This is a genomic window from Erwinia sp. L03-1, assembly GCF_058686115.1.
In genome coordinates this window covers 1,851,186-1,867,518 of record NZ_CM178762.1, presented here as the reverse complement: position 1 = coordinate 1,867,518, position 16,333 = coordinate 1,851,186, and the positions used below count along the sequence as shown (strand labels likewise).

Here is a 16,333-nt window from a genome sequence, read left to right as displayed (position 1 = left end):
GTAAGAGAAAATAATGACAGCTATTAAAGGTAGAAAAATTTTTGCCAGCGCATCCGGGAGTCAGTTTTGTTACGACACTACACGATACAGTCCGTTCAACTGTCACGCAGGAACGAGTCATGAATGCCACTGTTACGCAGGATCAATCTGAGAAAAAGGGGCTGAGTGACCTTTTCGCTCGCCTGCGGGCTAATCCTCGTATCCCTCTGGCCATTGCGGCTGCGGCGGCTATCGCCATTGTTATCGCCATGGTGCTGTGGGCCAAACAGCCTGATTACCGCGTGCTGTTCAATAACCTGAGCGACGAAGATGGCGGCGCCATCATTACGCAACTGACTCAGATGAACGTCCCCTATCAGTTCGATGATAAGGGCGGCGCACTGATGGTTCCTGCCGATAAAGTTTATGAGCTGCGCCTGCGCCTGGCCGAACAGGGTCTGCCGAAGGGCGGTGCCGTCGGCTTTGAGCTGCTGGATAAAGAGAAATTCGGCATCAGCCAGTTCAGCGAGCAGGTGAACTATCAGCGTGCGCTGGAGGGTGAGCTTTCCCGCACCATCGAAACGCTGGGTCCGGTGAAAAATGTGCGCGTTCATTTGGCGATGCCAAAACCTTCTCTGTTTGTGCGAGAGCAGAAATCTCCTACTGCCTCCGTAACCCTGATGCTTCAGCCGGGCCGGGCGCTGGACCAGGGGCAGATTAACGCCATTACCCATATGGTCTCCAGCAGCGTTGCTGGCCTGCCGCCGGGTAACGTGACCGTGGTTGACCAGGCTGGTCATCTGCTGAGCCAGTCTGATAATGCCGGACGCGATCTGAACGATGCGCAGCTTAAGTATGCCACCGACGTGGAAAACCGCTTCCAGCAGCGTATCGAAGCGATCCTGAACCCGATTGTGGGCAACGGCAACGTCCACGCTCAGGTCACCGCGCAGATCGACTTCAATTCGCGTGAGCAGACCGACGAGCAGTTTAAGCCCAACAGCGATGCTAAAAATCAGGCGGTTCGCTCAAGGCAGTCAAGCGACAGCGAACAGATTGGCGGCCAGTATCCTGGCGGCGTACCGGGCGCACTCTCCAACCAGCCTGCACCGGCCAATACGGCCCCCATTACCACGCCGAATAACAGTGCGAACGGTCAAAATGCGGCCAATGCCGCTAATAACGGCGCGGCAAAACAGGGTACATCAGCCAGCACGGCCAGCAGCACGCCGTCAAATACCCGTCGTGACGACACCACCAACTACGAAGTCGACCGCACGATTCTTCACACCAAAATGAACGTGGGTGAAGTGCAGCGTCTTTCTGTTGCGGTGGTCGTGAACTACCGGGCCGATGCGGCAGGCAAGCCGATTGCACTGACCGACGCGCAGCTGAAACAGATAGAAAACCTGACGCGTGAAGCGATGGGCTATTCGGACAAGCGTGGTGACAGCCTGAACGTGGTGAACTCACCGTTTACCGAAAGCGCAGAAACCGGTGGCGACCTGCCGTTCTGGCAGCAGCAGTCCTTTATTGACCAGATGATGGAAGCCGGACGCTGGTTGCTGGTACTGATTGTCGCCTGGATCCTCTACCGCAAACTGGTTCGTCCACAGCTGCGCCGCCGGGCCGAGCAGGATAAAGCCGCAGCCGAAGCCGTGGCCTTTAAGAACCAGAAACGTGATGAAGGTGAAGACGAAGCCGTCTCCGTCAAGCTGTCTAAAGATGAAATGGATCAGGAACGTAAATCTCAGCACCGCGTGAGTGCTGAGGTCATGAGCCAGCGAATTCGCGAAATGTCAGAAAACGATCCTCGCGTAGTGGCTCTGGTCATTCGCCAGTGGATGAAGGACGAACTATGAGTCTCACCGGTACCGAAAAAAGCGCCATCATGATGATGACGATTGGCGAAGACCGCGCGGCAGAGGTGTTTAAACACCTCGATACCCGCGAGGTACAGCATCTGAGTATGGCGATTTCCAATATGCGCCAGGTTTCACACAAGCAGCTTACCGAAGTCCTGCGCGAGTTTGAGAGCGACGCGGAGCAGTTTGCCGCGCTGAGCCTGAACTCCAATGATTATCTGCGCTCGGTGCTGGTTAAGGCGCTGGGTGAAGAGCGTGCGTCAAGCCTGCTGGAAGATATCCTCGAAACGCGGGATACCACCAGCGGCATGGATACGCTCAACTTTATGGAGCCGCAGGCCGCAGCCGATCTGATCCGCGACGAACACCCGCAGATCATCGCCACTATTCTGGTGCATCTGAAGCGCGGACAGGCAGCCGATATCGTTGCTCAGTTTGACGAACGTCTGCGTCACGATGTCATGCTGCGTATTGCCACCTTTGGCGGCGTACAGCCTGCCGCGCTGGCCGAGCTTACCGAAGTGCTTAACGGCCTGCTGGATGGTCAGAACCTCAAGCGGGCGAAGATGGGCGGCGTAAGAACCGCAGCGGAAATCATCAACCTGATGAAAACTCAGCAGGAAGAAGCGGTTATCGAAGCGGTTCGCGAATTCGACGGCGAGCTGGCGCAAAAAATCATCGACGAGATGTTCCTGTTCGAAAATCTGGTGGAAGTGGACGACCGCAGCATCCAGCGCCTGTTGCAGGAGGTGGAATCCGAGTCTCTGCTGGTGGCACTGAAAGGCTCCGAACAGCCGCTGCGCGAGAAGTTCCTGCGCAATATGTCCCAGCGTGCAGCCGATATCCTGCGCGACGACCTGTCCAACCGCGGCCCAATGCGCATGTCGGCGGTGGAGAACGAGCAGAAAGCGATTCTGCTTATCGTTCGACGTCTGGCCGAAAGCGGCGAGATGGTGATTGGCGGCGGCGAGGAACAGTATGTCTGATAACGCGTCCCTCGCCTGGCAGCGCTGGCAGCCCAATGACCTGGCAGATCTGAACAAACCGGTGGTCGCCCCCCTGCCCGAACCGGCTCCGCAGACGGAAGACCCGCAGGACCAGCAGCAGTTTGCACTGGAGCAGCTGCAGACGCAGGTGCGCAGTGAGGCACAGGGCGTCGGCTATGCCGAAGGGCATCAGAAAGGCTTTAATGAAGGCCAGAAAACGGGCTATGACGCCGGTTTCCAGCAGGGTCTGGCGGAAGCCCAGCAGCAGCAGGCACCTCTTCAGGCGCGGATGCAGCAGCTGGTCTCCGAATTTCACCACACGCTCGAAGCGCTGGACAGCGTGATCGCAGCAAGGCTGATGCAGCTGGCGCTGGAAGCCGCACGACAGGTTATTGGTCAGGCACCGCACGTTGACGGTACCGCCCTGCTGCGTCAGATCCAGAGCATGATCCAGCAGGAGCCGCTGTTTAGCGGCAAGCCAACCCTGCGCGTGCATCCCGATGATTTGCAGCGCGTCGAGCAGACGCTCGGGGCCACGCTCAGCCTGCACGGCTGGCGGCTGATGGCCGATACCAGCATTCATCCCGGCGGCTGCAAGCTCAGCGCCGACGATGGCGATCTTGATGCCAGCATTGCTACCCGCTGGCATGAACTGTGCCGCCTTGCCGCGCCGGGAGAGCTCTGATGTCGACCCGTCTTTCACGCTGGCTGGGTGCCCTTGACGCTTTTGAAGAGCGTCTGACTAAACTCCCCGAAGTTCGTCGCTATGGGCGTCTGGTGCGCGCCACCGGTCTGGTGCTGGAAGCGACCGGCCTACAGCTACCGCTGGGCGCAACCTGCGTGATTGAACGCACCGACGGACAGCACGTCGCGGAAGTCGAGAGCGAAGTGGTTGGCTTTAACGGCCAGCGACTGTTTCTGATGCCGCTGGAAGAGGTTGAGGGTATTTTGCCTGGCGCACGGGTTTATGCCCGCGTGGCCGGAGATTCCCAGCACAGCGGCAAACAGCTGATGCTCGGCCCGGAGCTGTTAGGCCGCGTGCTGGACGGCAGTGGGCGACCGCTGGACGGCCTGCCCGCCCCGGAAACGGGCTACCGCGCCCCGCTGATCACGCCCCCTTTTAACCCGCTCCAGCGGACGCCGATAACCGAGGTGCTGGATACCGGCGTACGCGCGATTAACGCCCTGCTCACCGTCGGACGCGGCCAGCGTATGGGACTGTTTGCGGGTTCCGGCGTGGGTAAAAGCGTGCTGCTGGGCATGATGGCGCGCTATACCAAAGCGGATGTGATCGTAGTTGGTCTGATTGGCGAACGCGGTCGCGAAGTAAAAGACTTTATCGAGAATATTCTGGGTACCGAAGGTCGCGCCCGCTCGGTGGTGATCGCCGCACCGGCCGACGTTTCCCCCCTGCTGCGCATGCAGGGAGCCTCCTATGCCACCCGCATCGCTGAAGATTTCCGCGATCGCGGCAAGCATGTGCTGCTGATTATGGACTCCCTGACCCGTTACGCCATGGCCCAGCGTGAAATCGCCCTGGCTATCGGTGAGCCGCCTGCGACTAAAGGCTATCCGCCTTCGGTGTTTGCCAAGCTGCCCGCACTGGTTGAACGTGCCGGTAACGGCATCGACGGTGGCGGCTCCATCACCGCGTTTTATACCGTCCTGACCGAGGGTGACGATCAGCAGGATCCGATTGCCGATTCGGCGCGCGCCATTCTCGACGGACACATTGTCCTGTCGCGCCGTCTGGCCGAAGCGGGCCACTATCCGGCCATTGATATTGAAGCCTCGATCAGCCGCGTGATGGCTCACCTGATTGATGAGACGCACTATGCCCGCGTGCGCCAGTTTAAACAGCTGCTCTCCAGCTACCAGCGCAACCGCGATCTGGTCAGCGTGGGCGCCTATGCCGCTGGCAGCGATCCGACGCTGGATAAAGCCATCAAGCTCTATCCGGAACTTGAGCTGTTCCTGCAACAGGGCATGTTTGAACGCAGCACTTTTGACGACGCCTGCCTGCATCTGCAGGCCATTTTTGGCTAACGGGCATCCGCGCATCGGTCGGTGCCTGACGGGGGAAGTATGGCAAAACAAGCATCACCCATAGAGACGCTCTGCTCGCTGGCACAGAAGGAGTTGGAAAAAGCCGCCATCCAGCTGGGTGATATGCGTCGCGCGCAGAAGCAGGCCGACGAACAGCTGACGATGCTGATGGATTACCAGGATGAGTACCGTCGCTCGCTGAATAACACCCTGTCAGAAGGCATCACCAGCCTGCGCTGGCGCAACTATCACCAGTTTATTGAAACGCTTGAAAAGGCCATTGACCAGCATCGCCAGCAGCTCAATCACTGGAACAGCCGCGTGGAAAACGCCCTGCGTTTCTGGCGTGACAAACAGCAGCGGCTGCATGCCTATGAAACGCTGCATGCGCGCGCGCTGGCGACAGAATTATTACAAGAAAACCGTCTCGATCAGAAACGGATGGATGAATTTGCCCAGCGGGCATCATTGAGGAAAGGCGAATGATTACGTTGCCAGTTGTAACGTCCGGGACCAAAGTCAGCAGCGCCGCCACGGCCTCCGGCACGCAGGCGACCGATACCGACAGCGACTTCACGGCCGCCGGTAGTGATGTAAAAGAGAGTGGCCAGGCGAAAGGCACGCAGGGTTTCCTGGCCGTGCTGGGCAGCAAACTGCAATCGCTGGTTAAACAGAACGCTACTTCAGCTCAGACGACGGCTGCCACGGATGCCACCGACTCAACCACGCCGGCAAAGGCGAAGCTTAATGCCCTGCTGGCTGCACTGGATAAGCCCGAAACGCTGAACGCGCTGCTCCAGCCGCAAACCGCTAAAACCGGGGCCACCAGCACGGACACGGATAAAGAAGAGACGCAAAACCCGGCAACCGCACTTAATGCCAGCGATATGCAAACGCTACAGGCGCTGTTTGCCATGCTGCCGCCTGCCGTTAACCCCCCCGCCACAGCGGCAGCGGCAGCGGCAGCGGCAGCGGCCAAAGGTAGCGAGGCGCTGTCGGCTGATGCCAGCGGTAAAGGTACGCAGGCCACGCTCGGCTCCCTGCTGGCAGCCAGCGGCACGACTACCGGCGACGCCGATAAGGGCGTGGATAAATCAGGTAAAACCGTCGCTGCATCCACGGCGAGCGCAGCCACAGCCACCCAGAACAGTCCCGCCGATACCAGCCTCAATGCCGCTTTCCAGCAGGTTCTGAGCCACGCCGGTAAGGAAGGGGAAAAAGATAATTCAAGTTCTGCCAGCGGCACGACGATAAACAGTAATGCCATCGCCGCGCTCTCTTCCGCCGCCACCCCAACGACCACGTCGCTGGTGACGGCACCGTCCACGCCTGCGCTGAATGCGCAGCTGGGCAGCCAGGAGTGGCAGCAGGCTCTGGGGCAGCAAATCATTATGTTCAGCCGTAACGGGCAGCAAACCGCCGAGCTGCATCTGCATCCGCAGGATCTGGGCAGTATTCAAATAAGCCTGAAGCTGGATAACGACCAGGCACAGTTGAATATGGTGTCCGGACATAGCCAGGTTCGCGCGGCGCTGGAAGCGGCCATGCCGCAGTTGCGTACCGCGCTGGCAGAAAGCGGCATCAGCCTCGGGCAAAGCAATGTGAGCAGCGATGCGTTCCAGCAGAGCCAAAGTTCCGGCAGCCAGCAACAGCAGCAGAGAAATAATAGCGGCGGCAGCACCTTTAGCCTGTCGGGTGACGGCGATGGTGAGGTGACGCCGATTGCCGTTCCTGCCGCGCTACAGGCGCGTGCAGCCGGTTCCAGCGCGGTCGATATCTTCGCCTGATGGGAACAAACGCATAAGCTAGAGGCAAAACCCGCGTCTTATCACCCTATTGTTTAACGCAAGACGCGGGATAATCTGCTCATAACACCATGGGGCAGCGAACAGAGCGTTACCGCAACCCGACAATAATCACAGGAAGTTATAGCTCTTATGACTGATAAAAAAGCCAAAAGCGGAAAACGTAAGCTGCTGATACCGATCATTGTGGTCGCAGTGCTGCTTGCTTGCAGCGCGGCGGGCTATACGGTCTGGCGCATGATGAAGTCCCCCGCTGACGCGACTCAGGCCGCCAAACCCGAGCCGCCACCCGCGCCGGTCTTTTTTGCCATGGACACCTTTACGGTTAACCTGATTAACCCGGATAACGATCCCGATCGCGTACTGTACATCGGCTTTACCCTGCGCCTGCCCGATGAAGAGACGCGCCGTCGTATGAATGATTATCTGCCGGAAGTCCGCAGCCGTTTGCTGATGCTGCTTTCTAACCAGAGTGCCACCGCGCTAAGCAGTGAACAGGGCAAACAGGCACTGGTCTCGCAGATTAAAACCGTACTGGCGCCTCCGCTGGTACCCGGACAACCTCAGCAGGTGGTGAATGATGTCTTATTTACCGCCTTTATCCTGAGGTAGAGGTATGGCCGACAGCATTCTTTCACAGGCAGAAATTGACGCACTCCTCAACGGTGACAGCGATAGTGCGGCAGTCGAGAACGTCAGCAGCGTAGGCGAAGGTGATATTCGCCCCTACGATCCGAATACCCAGCGTCGCATGGTGCGTGAACGCCTCCAGGCACTGGAGATTATTAATGAGCGATTCGCACGTTCTTATCGTATGGCGCTGTTTAACCTGCTCAGGCGCAGTCCGGACATTACCGTTGGTGCGATAAAAATTCAGCCCTACCATGAGTTTGCGCGCAACCTGCCGGTACCAACGAACCTGAACCTGATCCACCTTAAGCCGCTGCGCGGCACGGCCCTGGTGGTCTTTTCGCCAAGCCTGGTGTTTATCGCCGTGGATAACCTGTTTGGCGGCGACGGTCGCTTTCCGACCAAGGTTGAAGGTCGTGAGTTTACCGCCACCGAACAGCGGGTTATCCGCCGCATGCTGAAGCTGGCGCTGGAAGGCTACAGCGACGCCTGGAAACCGATTTACCCGCTGGACGTCGAGTACGTGCGCTCAGAAATGCAGGTGAAGTTTACCAACATCACCACTTCACCTAACGACATCGTTATCACCACGCCATTCCAGGTAGAAATTGGCAATCTGGTGGGTGAGTTCACCATCTGTATTCCGTTCAGCATGCTTGAACCGCTGCGCGAGACGCTGGTCAATCCGCCGCTGGAAAACTCGCGGCAGGAAGATCACAACTGGCGGGAAACGCTGGTGAAGCAGGTGCAGCACTCTGAGCTGGAGCTGGTGGCCAGCTTTGCCGACGTTTCGATGCGCATTTCGCGCCTGCTGGCCCTGAAGCCCGGCGATGTCTTACCGATTGATAAACCGGACCGCATTATCGCCCATGTGGATGGCGTGCCGGTGCTGACCAGCCAGTACGGGACCCTTAACGGGCAGTACGCACTGCGCGTGGAACATCTGATTAACCCGATTTTGAATTCGATGAACGAGGAACAGCCCGATGAGTGACACGAATAAGCCGTCCGAAGAGGACATCTCTGCGGACGACCTGTGGGCTGACGCCATGAACGAGCAGGCCACCACCGCCGCTGCCACCACCGAAGGGGTATTTAAATCGCTGGAAGGCAATGACGTGGCCGGGTCCCTGCAGGATATCGAGCTGATTATGGATATCCCCGTCAAGCTGACCGTCGAACTGGGCCGCACCAAAATGACCATTAAAGAGCTGCTGCGCCTGACGCAGGGCTCCGTCGTGGCACTGGAGGGGCTGGCCGGTGAGCCGCTGGATATTCTGATCAACGGCTACCTGATTGCGCAGGGTGAAGTGGTGGTGGTAGCCGATAAGTATGGCGTTCGCATCACTGACATCATTACCCCTAACGAACGCATGCGTCGTCTGAGTCGCTAAATGAACCAGCCTACCCGCCAGGATTCGACACCGGCTGCCGATCAGCAATCTGACCAGGCGCTGCCTCCATCAGCCAGTCAACAGACTGGCCAGGAACAGCATCCGTCAGCCAGTCAACAGACTGGCCAGGAACAGCATCCGTCAGCCGATCAAAAACAGCTCCCATCAACGATCCAGCAGAACGGTCAGGTGGTCTCTCCGGCGGTGAGTCAGGAACTGCGGCCTACAGCCGGTCAGGTTCAGCATCAGCCGGTGGGCCAGCCTGCGTTATCAACCGGCTCAGTGCTGACGCAGGTTAGCAGCGTACTGGCGGGCATTATCCTGTTGATTCTGGCCTGTGCCTGGCTGGCTAAGCGTCTTGGTTTTGTACAAAAAGGGCAGGTTCGCGGGCTGAACGATCTGACCATCAGCGCAAGCTGCAAGATGGGTCAGCGCGAACGCGTGGTGATTGTTGATGTGGAAGATGCCCGTCTGGTGCTGGGCGTGACGGCGCAGCAGATCACCCATTTACATACTCTACCGCCGAAACCGCCGCAGGAACATCCGGCACCGTCGGCCGTGACGGCAGATTTTCGTCAGGTTTTACAGACGCTGATCAAACGCCCCGGAAAGCCACAATGAAACGTTCTTTTATCCTGCCCGCTCTGCTTTTGCTGCTGGCACCCGAGGTCCATGCCCAGCTGCCAGGTCTGATGAGCCATCCGCTGGCTAACGGTGGCCAGAGCTGGTCACTGCCGGTTCAGACGCTGGTCTTTATTACCTCACTGACCTTTCTGCCCGCTATTTTGCTGATGATGACCAGCTTTACGCGCATCATTATCGTTTTTGGCCTGCTGCGAAATGCCCTGGGCACGCCGTCAGCGCCGCCAAACCAGGTACTGCTCGGCCTCGCACTGTTTCTCACCTTCTTTATTATGGGACCGGTGTTCGACAAGATTTATCAGGATGCTTACCTGCCGTTCAGCCAGGATAAAATCAGCATGGAGGTAGCGATAGATAAAGGTGCGCAGCCCCTGAGAGAATTTATGCTGCGTCAGACGCGCGAAGCCGATCTGGCGCTTTTCGCCAGGCTGGCTAATACGCCACCGCTACAGGGGCCTGAATCCGTGCCGATGCGCATTCTGCTGCCTGCCTATGTTACCAGTGAGCTAAAGACCGCGTTTCAGATTGGCTTCACCGTCTTTATTCCCTTTTTGATTATCGACCTGGTGGTCGCCAGCGTACTGATGGCGCTGGGGATGATGATGGTTCCTCCGGCCACCATCTCGCTGCCGTTTAAACTGATGCTTTTCGTGCTGGTCGACGGCTGGCAGCTGCTGGTGAGTTCCCTGGCACAGAGTTTCTATACCTGATTCAACGCTGAACGCGCAGCCTCTGGTGCTGAGTAACGTCAGGCAGTTTATTCCGGTAAGTTTTCTTTTAATGTGGAGTCGCGATGACACCTGAATCGGTAATGGTTATTGGTCACGATGCGATGCAGGTTGCGCTGGCGCTGGCCGCCCCGCTGCTGCTGGCCGCGCTGGCCAGCGGGCTGATTATCAGCCTGCTACAGGCGGCGACGCAGATAAATGAGCAAACGCTGTCATTTATTCCCAAAATCCTGTCCGTGGTCGCCACCATGGTTGTCGCCGGTCCGTGGATGTTGAACCTGGTGCTGGACTATATGCGCACCCTGTTTACCAACCTGCCGAATATGATCGGCTAATGATAACTTTTGACAGCAGCCAGCTGATGATATGGATGGGCCAGTTGTTTTGGCCATTAGCCAGGGTAATGGCTCTCATCATGACGGCACCGCTGCTGAGTGAAAAATCGATCGGTAAAAAGGTCAAAATCGGTCTGGGCCTGATGATCACCTGGACCCTGATCCCCTCTTTACCCCCCACTACGGTGACCCTGTTTTCAGCGGGCGGGTTCTGGCTGCTGATCCAGCAAATCCTGATCGGCATCGCCATTGGCTTTACCATGCAGTTCGCCTTTGCTGCCGTCAGAACGGCGGGAGAAGTCATAGGGCTGCAAATGGGCCTGTCTTTCGCGACCTTTTTCGACCCGGCCAGCAGATTGAACATGCCGGTGCTGGCACGCTTTCTCGATCTTCTGGTTATGCTGCTGTTCTTAACCTTTAACGGTCATCTTTGGCTGATATCCATGCTGGCAGACAGTTTTCACACTCTGCCCATCGGCGGCGAGCCGGTTAACGGCAATGCTTTCCTGGCGCTGACCAAAGCGGCCAGTCTAATTTTCCTTAACGGTCTACGATTAGCGCTACCGCTGATAACTCTCCTCCTCACACTAAATTTGGCCCTGGGTTTGTTAAACCGTGTTTCACCACAGCTATCGGTTTTTGCTATTGGCTTCCCGGTCACCTTATCCTTGGGTCTGGTGTTCCTGAGCCTGATGATGCCCCTGCTGGCCCCGTTCTGCGAGCATCTGTTCAGTGAAGTGTTTGATTTACTCTCCAGCATATTAAGTGAAATACCACAAGCCCGACCTTAACTATCACTTCTATAACAGGGTTTCATAGTTAAGCCAGGAAGATGTGTTATTGCGCTTTTCAGACTTTCTTTATCAGAATTTACTTAAGGAAATTCTGATAAATCCCCCTCAACAATGAAAATTATTCTTATTAAAACGCATTTAGCGTATTTTAATTAACGAAACGGGTGGATCGGAACCTAAGCGACAGCAAAGGTTCGACAAACAACCGTCTGTTTTTACTGGAAATTTTATTTTATGCAGTTTTTCTTGTATCAAACTGCGTTTTACGGCATTGTCAACGCGCTTTTCAGCGGCACTCATTCGCAGGCTGAATGTTTTTTAGGATTAATCCTATCAGTATTTCTTGCGTTCTGCGCGATAGTGACCAGCGTCTCAGGAATCGGACGGAATGCTGTACAACAACAAATTATCCATCAGTTACTTTGAAAAACTGCGTTTTTCACCGTGCTGCCAGGATTTTTGTCGTCTGTTCCGAAGACTCAGGTAACAAAAAAGCCCGATCCGACGCCTCAACGCAGGCAGGGATACAGGCTGAATGAGTGATAATAACAAGATCGTAATTTGAATAATTTACTCTCGAAACTACACAAACGCGTAATTCATCGTTGATTTAAACGGATAACAATTTGGTGAGGGTTGCAATAATGCCAACAATTATAATGGATTCATGCAGCTATACACGGCTCGGGCTAACGGACTACATGTCAGCGAAAGGTGTAAAAAAGAAAAATATATCCACTGTAAGTGACATTGACCAGCTGCTGGATAAATGCGAACAGAGTCAGCCTGGCGTGGTATTTATTAATGAAGACTGTTTCATTCATGAGGCAGATGCCAGCCAGCGCATAAGAAATATTATTCTTCAGAATCCTGATACGTTATTTTTCATTTTCATGGCTATTTCGAATATTCATTTTGAAGAGTATCTTTACGTGCGTAAAAATCTGATTATCACTTCGAAATCAGTTAAGCCTGCAACGCTGGATACATTATTGCATTCTTATTTTCAAAAACGCGTCAACGTTTCACCTCGCTACTCATCCGCTTTCGAGGTTCACCCCTTGACGCTGAGTCAGACCGAGTCGAATATGCTTAAGATGTGGATGTCTGGCCACGATACGATTCAAATATCGGATAAAATGCAAATTAAGGCCAAAACCGTTTCCTCTCATAAGGGAAATATTAAACGTAAAATCAAAACGCACAATAAACAGGTTATTTACCACGTTGTCCGTCTGACGGATAATGTTACCAGCGGTATCTATGTCAATGTGAGATAATCCCGCCAGGAAACTGCCGACGAAAGTCGGCAGTTTCTTTTGTACTATCGCCTCATTTTGTTAACTGCGTCTCATTTTCTGCCTTAAGCCTTTTCATTCCGCTGCCGATGATTTGTAGACAGACCGAAGCTCCGCTTCGCTTACTACAAACTAAGAGCCAAAGGATATGAAACCAATTAACCTCAGTGTTGAATCAAACCGGGTCAGTTTCTGGCAGCACATTCGTCTCGTCCCCCTCTTTTCTGCCATTCTTGGCGGAATTTTGCTGTTATTTGCCCTCTGTATTGCCCTCGCCAGCTATTTTTTGATCCAGAGTAATCATTCGTTACAAGACGTGACCGAAGAGATTCAGGTTCGCATGGCCATCTCCAACAGCTCAAGCCACCTGCGCACCGCGCGTCTTAATATTATTCACGCTGCCGCTGCGGCGAGAATTGGCGAGATGGACACCTTTAATGCTTCTCTGGGTCAGAGTGAAAACCGCATCCGGCTGGCGTCGGAAAGTTTCAGGACCTATCTGCAACGACGGGTCAAGACGCCAGACGATCAGGCGTTGGACGCGGAGCTTACCCATCGCTTTGATACTTATCTTAATCAGGGCCTGCTGCCCATGGTGAAAAGTGCCAAAGACGGCAGCTTTGAAGGGGTTATCGCCCAGGAAACAGATAACACCCGTAAAATGGATGACGCCTATAACGAGATATTGCTGAAGGCAATAAAGATTCGCACGCAGCGGTCAGAGCATATTAACCAGATTGCTCAGGCGCAGACGCACCTGAGCTTTATTATGATGGCCTGTGCCTTTGGCGCGGCGCTGCTGCTAACGCTGGCAACCTTTGTATTCCTGCGTCGTATTGTTATTACACCACTTCGACAGGCCGTAGATCGTATTGAACGCATCTCCCATGGCGATTTGACCGTGCCATTGCAGCAGTGGGGAAACAGCGAAATTGGCACGCTCAGCAGCAATCTGCAAACCATGCAGCAGGCTTTGGTCAAAACGGTAGGCAGCGTCAGGGAAGGTGCCATCGCGATTTATCAGGGTTCAGGCGAAATATCTGCCGGAAATACCGACCTCTCTTCCCGGACCGAACAGCAGGCTGCGGCCCTTGAAGAGACGGCGGCCAGTATGGAGCAGTTAACGGCCACCGTTAAGCAGAACGCCGATAACGCCCACCATGCCAGCCAGCTGGCAGCGGAAGCCTCCAATCAGGCACGCGAAGGAGGAGATATCGTTTCCGGCGTAATAGGGACGATGAACAGTATTTCCGGCAGCTCGAAGAAGATCGCAGAGATCACCACCGTCATTAACAGCATCGCCTTTCAGACCAATATTCTGGCGCTCAATGCGGCCGTTGAAGCGGCCAGAGCCGGTGAGCAGGGTCGCGGCTTCGCCGTGGTGGCCAGTGAGGTCCGCAGCCTTGCCCAGCGCAGCGCGAGTGCGGCGAAGGAGATTGAAGCGTTAATTGCAGAGTCGGTCGGACTGATTGATAAAGGATCTACTCAGGTGGGCCAGGCGGGTGAGACGATGACCGGCATCGTCGGCGCGGTCCGCCGGGTAACGGATATCATGGCCGAGATAGCGGCAGCCTCCGACGAGCAAAGTCGGGGTATTCAGCAGGTGAGCCTGGCGGTCACGGAGATGGATAACGTGACGCAGCAGAACGCTTCCCTGGTAGAGGAAGCCTCTGCGGCGGCGGCGGCACTGGAGGAGCAGGCTGCGCGGCTGACGCAGGCCGTGGCGGCCTTCCATCTGAGCGACAGCGCGACGCACCAAAGCGTACCGCCCGTAATGAAAGCTGACCGGCCGTTGCTACCGACCCCTGCCCGTCCGGCGCTGGCAGAAGCGGGCAACTGGGAGAGATTTTAGCCTGTTGAAAAAGCGGCGGTAACTGATATCCGTGCCGCCGCCCACTTCCCGCTGAGAGTGACTGACTGTCGGGGGTTGGTAAGGTTTAAGATCTATACTGAAACACGATCGATGTGAAAATTGATGCCAGGCCACTGGCCGGGACGCTGCGATTTAACTGACTGACAACATCGGTATCCGGTTTCTGTCCGCGGCTATAACAGCGGCTCCCTATGAGACTAATTGAGATATCGTTAACACATTGACCGTACCTTTATCCTGTTCTTTCCTGACGAACTCGCAAAGTTCTTCAAACCACTCTTTCTTCCAAAACAAGGTGTCAGATAAGTCATCGTCAGTTTCAGTGAACCTGTGATTCATAAAAACAATAGTATTTGCCGTGTCAATCGCATCCCTTATATATGAAATAGCTTTTTCCGGGGAGATATCTGGCACCAGGTCGCGAATTCTCACCTCAAGATCCCCTCGCCCAGCATTATTTTCAGTTCCTAATCTAACGGTACGCGCCCAAATGTAACCATTATCCTTTAATACTTTCAGCGTCGTTGAATTATAAATTCCATAAGGATAGGCAACGCAGTCAGGGGTTCTTAAAAAACCATTATCAATAAGGTAATTCTTGCACATCTCAAACTGTTGTTTTTGTTGATCTTCACTTAATAAGATAAGGGGAGTTTTATGCGATGCCGTATGATTTATTAAATCAATCCCGTAATCATACATTTCCTTAAGTTGTTCTAACGTAACATTAACTTCCCCTCCCACATTTTCTGAAATAACAGCAATATTTCCCTTTAGTCCATTCCTCTTCAAAACATCATAATACATAGTATATTGCGTATCCCAGCCATCGTCCGCAGTAAAGATAACATTCCCATTTTTTGATGAGATAAGTAACAATGAGTCAAAACTGCATTCATAATCTTTCATCAAAATATTAAATTGCTTACCAACCGAAATCTTTACTTTATTTATCTTCCCTATTTTTTGTGGTTGTGTTTCGCTCAGTGGAACAAAGTTTGCCAGTGACAGGGAAAGTGTATTCCACTCTTCATTGATTTCCCGAGTGGAGAAGCTGGCAAAAAATGTATTGCTATCTGTATCGGTTAAATATAGCGTTATAGTGGACACTGCAATAGAGTTTTTTACAAAAACGCTCAGTTCAATGCCTGTCATAGGCTCGGAAGAGATTTCAATATTCTGACTTTCTATAGAGCTGTCTATGATACCACTCAGTTTCAATGAACTTTTATTATGCGTATTTACCTTATCTTTCTCTTTAGAGGTGTAAGCTGGATTGCTTAATAATTCCCATTTTGCAATATCATAGAAATCTCCCAGGGAAACTTCATCGCGACTATTATAAATATCCACACAACTCATAATAACATCCTCATATAAATTTCCTTGCATTAATATATCCGCAAAAATATTATAGTGGGAATAGTTGATATCTATGCATTATTTTTGGTTAGTTTAGGATGATTTTTGATTTGATATAAAATGAGTATGAGATTAAGTAGCCTTTGCAGAATATCCCCTGCGTGTAAACGCTGACAGTCAGTACCCTTTCTACCCAGGCAGGTAATGTCAAATAATATGACGGCAGATGTGATTTAGCTGCTGCAGCGTGACGGGTGCCTCGGCAGTACCGCACTGCGGTACTGCAACAGACATACTGTGCCTGACGTCAACAACGATAACGATTTTAAACAATGCGCGCCATCCGCATCAGATCTGCGTAAGCGGCAGGACGATTTGATAACGCTGAAGATTCAACCCTGACTGTCGGGGTGTGGTTCAACAAAAATCCCGTCCTGATGGCCAATTTCATTAAAGAACCAGATGCCCATGGGGTAATCATCCAGTGACACCAGGTACATGGTTCCCTCACTGAAATCCTCCACGGCCAGCACCCTGCCCGGCCGCCGTGGCCCGCCGTCAGTTTTCACCGTCACCCGATCGTTAACATTCATTCG

At 54.0% G+C, this 16,333-nt stretch carries 17 protein-coding genes; 15 read left to right on the top strand and 2 right to left on the bottom strand.

Translation table 11 applies throughout. From position 1 onward, the window contains the following. The first annotated feature begins 119 nt into the window (after positions 1–119). The 15 genes from fliF (at position 120) to AC4PCC_RS08570 (ending at position 14,354) form a co-directional block, all read left to right on the top strand. On the top strand, positions 120–1,841 hold the full coding sequence (fliF, locus tag AC4PCC_RS08640) for a flagellar basal-body MS-ring/collar protein FliF (RefSeq protein WP_492127093.1): 1,722 nt from the start codon (positions 120–122) through the stop codon (positions 1,839–1,841). Further along, positions 1,838–2,830: a flagellar motor switch protein FliG gene (gene fliG, locus AC4PCC_RS08635; RefSeq protein WP_492127092.1), complete on the top strand. Its 993-nt coding sequence runs from the start codon at positions 1,838–1,840 to the stop codon at positions 2,828–2,830. The genes fliF and fliG overlap by 4 nt, the downstream gene beginning before the upstream one ends. After that, a complete protein-coding gene (gene fliH, locus AC4PCC_RS08630; protein WP_067700851.1) occupies positions 2,823–3,515 on the top strand; it encodes a flagellar assembly protein FliH in 693 nt (230 codons plus the stop codon). The genes fliG and fliH overlap by 8 nt, the downstream gene beginning before the upstream one ends. After that, positions 3,515–4,876, top strand: a complete 1,362-nt coding sequence (fliI, locus tag AC4PCC_RS08625; RefSeq protein WP_067700848.1) for a flagellar protein export ATPase FliI — start codon at positions 3,515–3,517, stop codon at positions 4,874–4,876. The genes fliH and fliI overlap by 1 nt, the downstream gene beginning before the upstream one ends. Positions 4,877–4,915: 39 nt before the next feature. Further along, positions 4,916–5,362 carry a flagellar export protein FliJ gene (fliJ, locus tag AC4PCC_RS08620; protein WP_416250366.1) on the top strand — a complete coding sequence of 149 codons (447 nt, stop codon included), beginning with the start codon at positions 4,916–4,918 and terminating at the stop codon, positions 5,360–5,362. Further along, a complete protein-coding gene (locus tag AC4PCC_RS08615; RefSeq protein ID WP_492127091.1) occupies positions 5,359–6,663 on the top strand; it encodes a flagellar hook-length control protein FliK in 1,305 nt (434 codons plus the stop codon). The genes fliJ and AC4PCC_RS08615 overlap by 4 nt, the downstream gene beginning before the upstream one ends. Positions 6,664–6,813: 150 nt before the next feature. Next, complete coding sequence (gene fliL, locus AC4PCC_RS08610; RefSeq protein ID WP_492127090.1) at positions 6,814–7,293, top strand: flagellar basal body-associated protein FliL; 480 nt, start codon at positions 6,814–6,816, stop codon at positions 7,291–7,293. Positions 7,294–7,297: 4 nt separating this feature from the next. Next, the gene (gene fliM / locus AC4PCC_RS08605; protein WP_416250369.1) at positions 7,298–8,305 is read left to right on the top strand and encodes a flagellar motor switch protein FliM; all 1,008 of its coding nucleotides are present in this window, start codon (positions 7,298–7,300) and stop codon (positions 8,303–8,305) included. Further along, positions 8,298–8,705: a flagellar motor switch protein FliN gene (gene fliN, locus AC4PCC_RS08600; RefSeq protein ID WP_492127089.1), complete on the top strand. Its 408-nt coding sequence runs from the start codon at positions 8,298–8,300 to the stop codon at positions 8,703–8,705. Before fliM ends, fliN begins: the two co-directional genes overlap by 8 nt. A gap of 216 nt (positions 8,706–8,921) precedes the next feature. Beyond that, on the top strand, positions 8,922–9,326 hold the full coding sequence (gene fliO, locus AC4PCC_RS08595) for a flagellar biosynthetic protein FliO (protein ID WP_492127474.1): 405 nt from the start codon (positions 8,922–8,924) through the stop codon (positions 9,324–9,326). Then, on the top strand, positions 9,323–10,057 hold the full coding sequence (gene fliP / locus AC4PCC_RS08590; RefSeq protein ID WP_345827932.1) for a flagellar type III secretion system pore protein FliP: 735 nt from the start codon (positions 9,323–9,325) through the stop codon (positions 10,055–10,057). Before fliO ends, fliP begins: the two co-directional genes overlap by 4 nt. Positions 10,058–10,140: 83 nt before the next feature. After that, positions 10,141–10,410 (top strand): flagellar biosynthesis protein FliQ, encoded by a 270-nt coding sequence (fliQ, locus tag AC4PCC_RS08585; RefSeq protein WP_492127088.1) that lies wholly within the window; start codon positions 10,141–10,143, stop codon positions 10,408–10,410. Further along, positions 10,410–11,201 carry a flagellar biosynthetic protein FliR gene (gene fliR / locus AC4PCC_RS08580; RefSeq protein WP_492127087.1) on the top strand — a complete coding sequence of 264 codons (792 nt, stop codon included), beginning with the start codon at positions 10,410–10,412 and terminating at the stop codon, positions 11,199–11,201. The genes fliQ and fliR overlap by 1 nt, the downstream gene beginning before the upstream one ends. 647 nt (positions 11,202–11,848) lie before the next feature. Continuing rightward, complete coding sequence (gene rcsA / locus AC4PCC_RS08575) at positions 11,849–12,484, top strand: transcriptional regulator RcsA (RefSeq protein WP_492127086.1); 636 nt, start codon at positions 11,849–11,851, stop codon at positions 12,482–12,484. A gap of 166 nt (positions 12,485–12,650) precedes the next feature. Then, positions 12,651–14,354 carry a methyl-accepting chemotaxis protein gene (locus AC4PCC_RS08570; RefSeq protein WP_492127085.1) on the top strand — a complete coding sequence of 568 codons (1,704 nt, stop codon included), beginning with the start codon at positions 12,651–12,653 and terminating at the stop codon, positions 14,352–14,354. A gap of 210 nt (positions 14,355–14,564) precedes the next feature. On the opposite strand, the gene AC4PCC_RS08565 is transcribed toward AC4PCC_RS08570, so the two are convergent. Then, positions 14,565–15,767, bottom strand: a complete 1,203-nt coding sequence (locus tag AC4PCC_RS08565) for a polysaccharide deacetylase family protein (RefSeq protein WP_492127084.1) — start codon at positions 15,765–15,767, stop codon at positions 14,565–14,567. A gap of 362 nt (positions 15,768–16,129) precedes the next feature. Next, complete coding sequence (gene dsrB, locus AC4PCC_RS08560) at positions 16,130–16,330, bottom strand: protein DsrB (protein WP_492127083.1); 201 nt, start codon at positions 16,328–16,330, stop codon at positions 16,130–16,132. Positions 16,331–16,333 lie beyond the last annotated feature (3 nt).

Bases quoted from the DNA above. Each gene is read 5' to 3' on its own strand.
- dsrB (WP_492127083.1), bottom strand. From the start codon at position 16,330: ATGAATGTTAACGATCGGGTGACGGTGAAAACTGACGGCGGGCCACGG.
- fliL (WP_492127090.1), top strand. From the start codon at position 6,814: ATGACTGATAAAAAAGCCAAAAGCGGAAAACGTAAGCTGCTGATACCG.
- fliN (WP_492127089.1), top strand. From the start codon at position 8,298: ATGAGTGACACGAATAAGCCGTCCGAAGAGGACATCTCTGCGGACGAC.
- fliF (WP_492127093.1), top strand. From the start codon at position 120: ATGAATGCCACTGTTACGCAGGATCAATCTGAGAAAAAGGGGCTGAGT.
- fliJ (WP_416250366.1), top strand. From the start codon at position 4,916: ATGGCAAAACAAGCATCACCCATAGAGACGCTCTGCTCGCTGGCACAG.
- fliI (WP_067700848.1), top strand. From the start codon at position 3,515: ATGTCGACCCGTCTTTCACGCTGGCTGGGTGCCCTTGACGCTTTTGAA.
- rcsA (WP_492127086.1), top strand. From the start codon at position 11,849: ATGCCAACAATTATAATGGATTCATGCAGCTATACACGGCTCGGGCTA.
- fliR (WP_492127087.1), top strand. From the start codon at position 10,410: ATGATAACTTTTGACAGCAGCCAGCTGATGATATGGATGGGCCAGTTG.
- fliP (WP_345827932.1), top strand. From the start codon at position 9,323: ATGAAACGTTCTTTTATCCTGCCCGCTCTGCTTTTGCTGCTGGCACCC.
- AC4PCC_RS08570 (WP_492127085.1), top strand. From the start codon at position 12,651: ATGAAACCAATTAACCTCAGTGTTGAATCAAACCGGGTCAGTTTCTGG.
- AC4PCC_RS08565 (WP_492127084.1), bottom strand. From the start codon at position 15,767: ATGCAAGGAAATTTATATGAGGATGTTATTATGAGTTGTGTGGATATT.
- fliM (WP_416250369.1), top strand. From the start codon at position 7,298: ATGGCCGACAGCATTCTTTCACAGGCAGAAATTGACGCACTCCTCAAC.
- AC4PCC_RS08615 (WP_492127091.1), top strand. From the start codon at position 5,359: ATGATTACGTTGCCAGTTGTAACGTCCGGGACCAAAGTCAGCAGCGCC.
- fliG (WP_492127092.1), top strand. From the start codon at position 1,838: ATGAGTCTCACCGGTACCGAAAAAAGCGCCATCATGATGATGACGATT.
- fliQ (WP_492127088.1), top strand. From the start codon at position 10,141: ATGACACCTGAATCGGTAATGGTTATTGGTCACGATGCGATGCAGGTT.
- fliH (WP_067700851.1), top strand. From the start codon at position 2,823: ATGTCTGATAACGCGTCCCTCGCCTGGCAGCGCTGGCAGCCCAATGAC.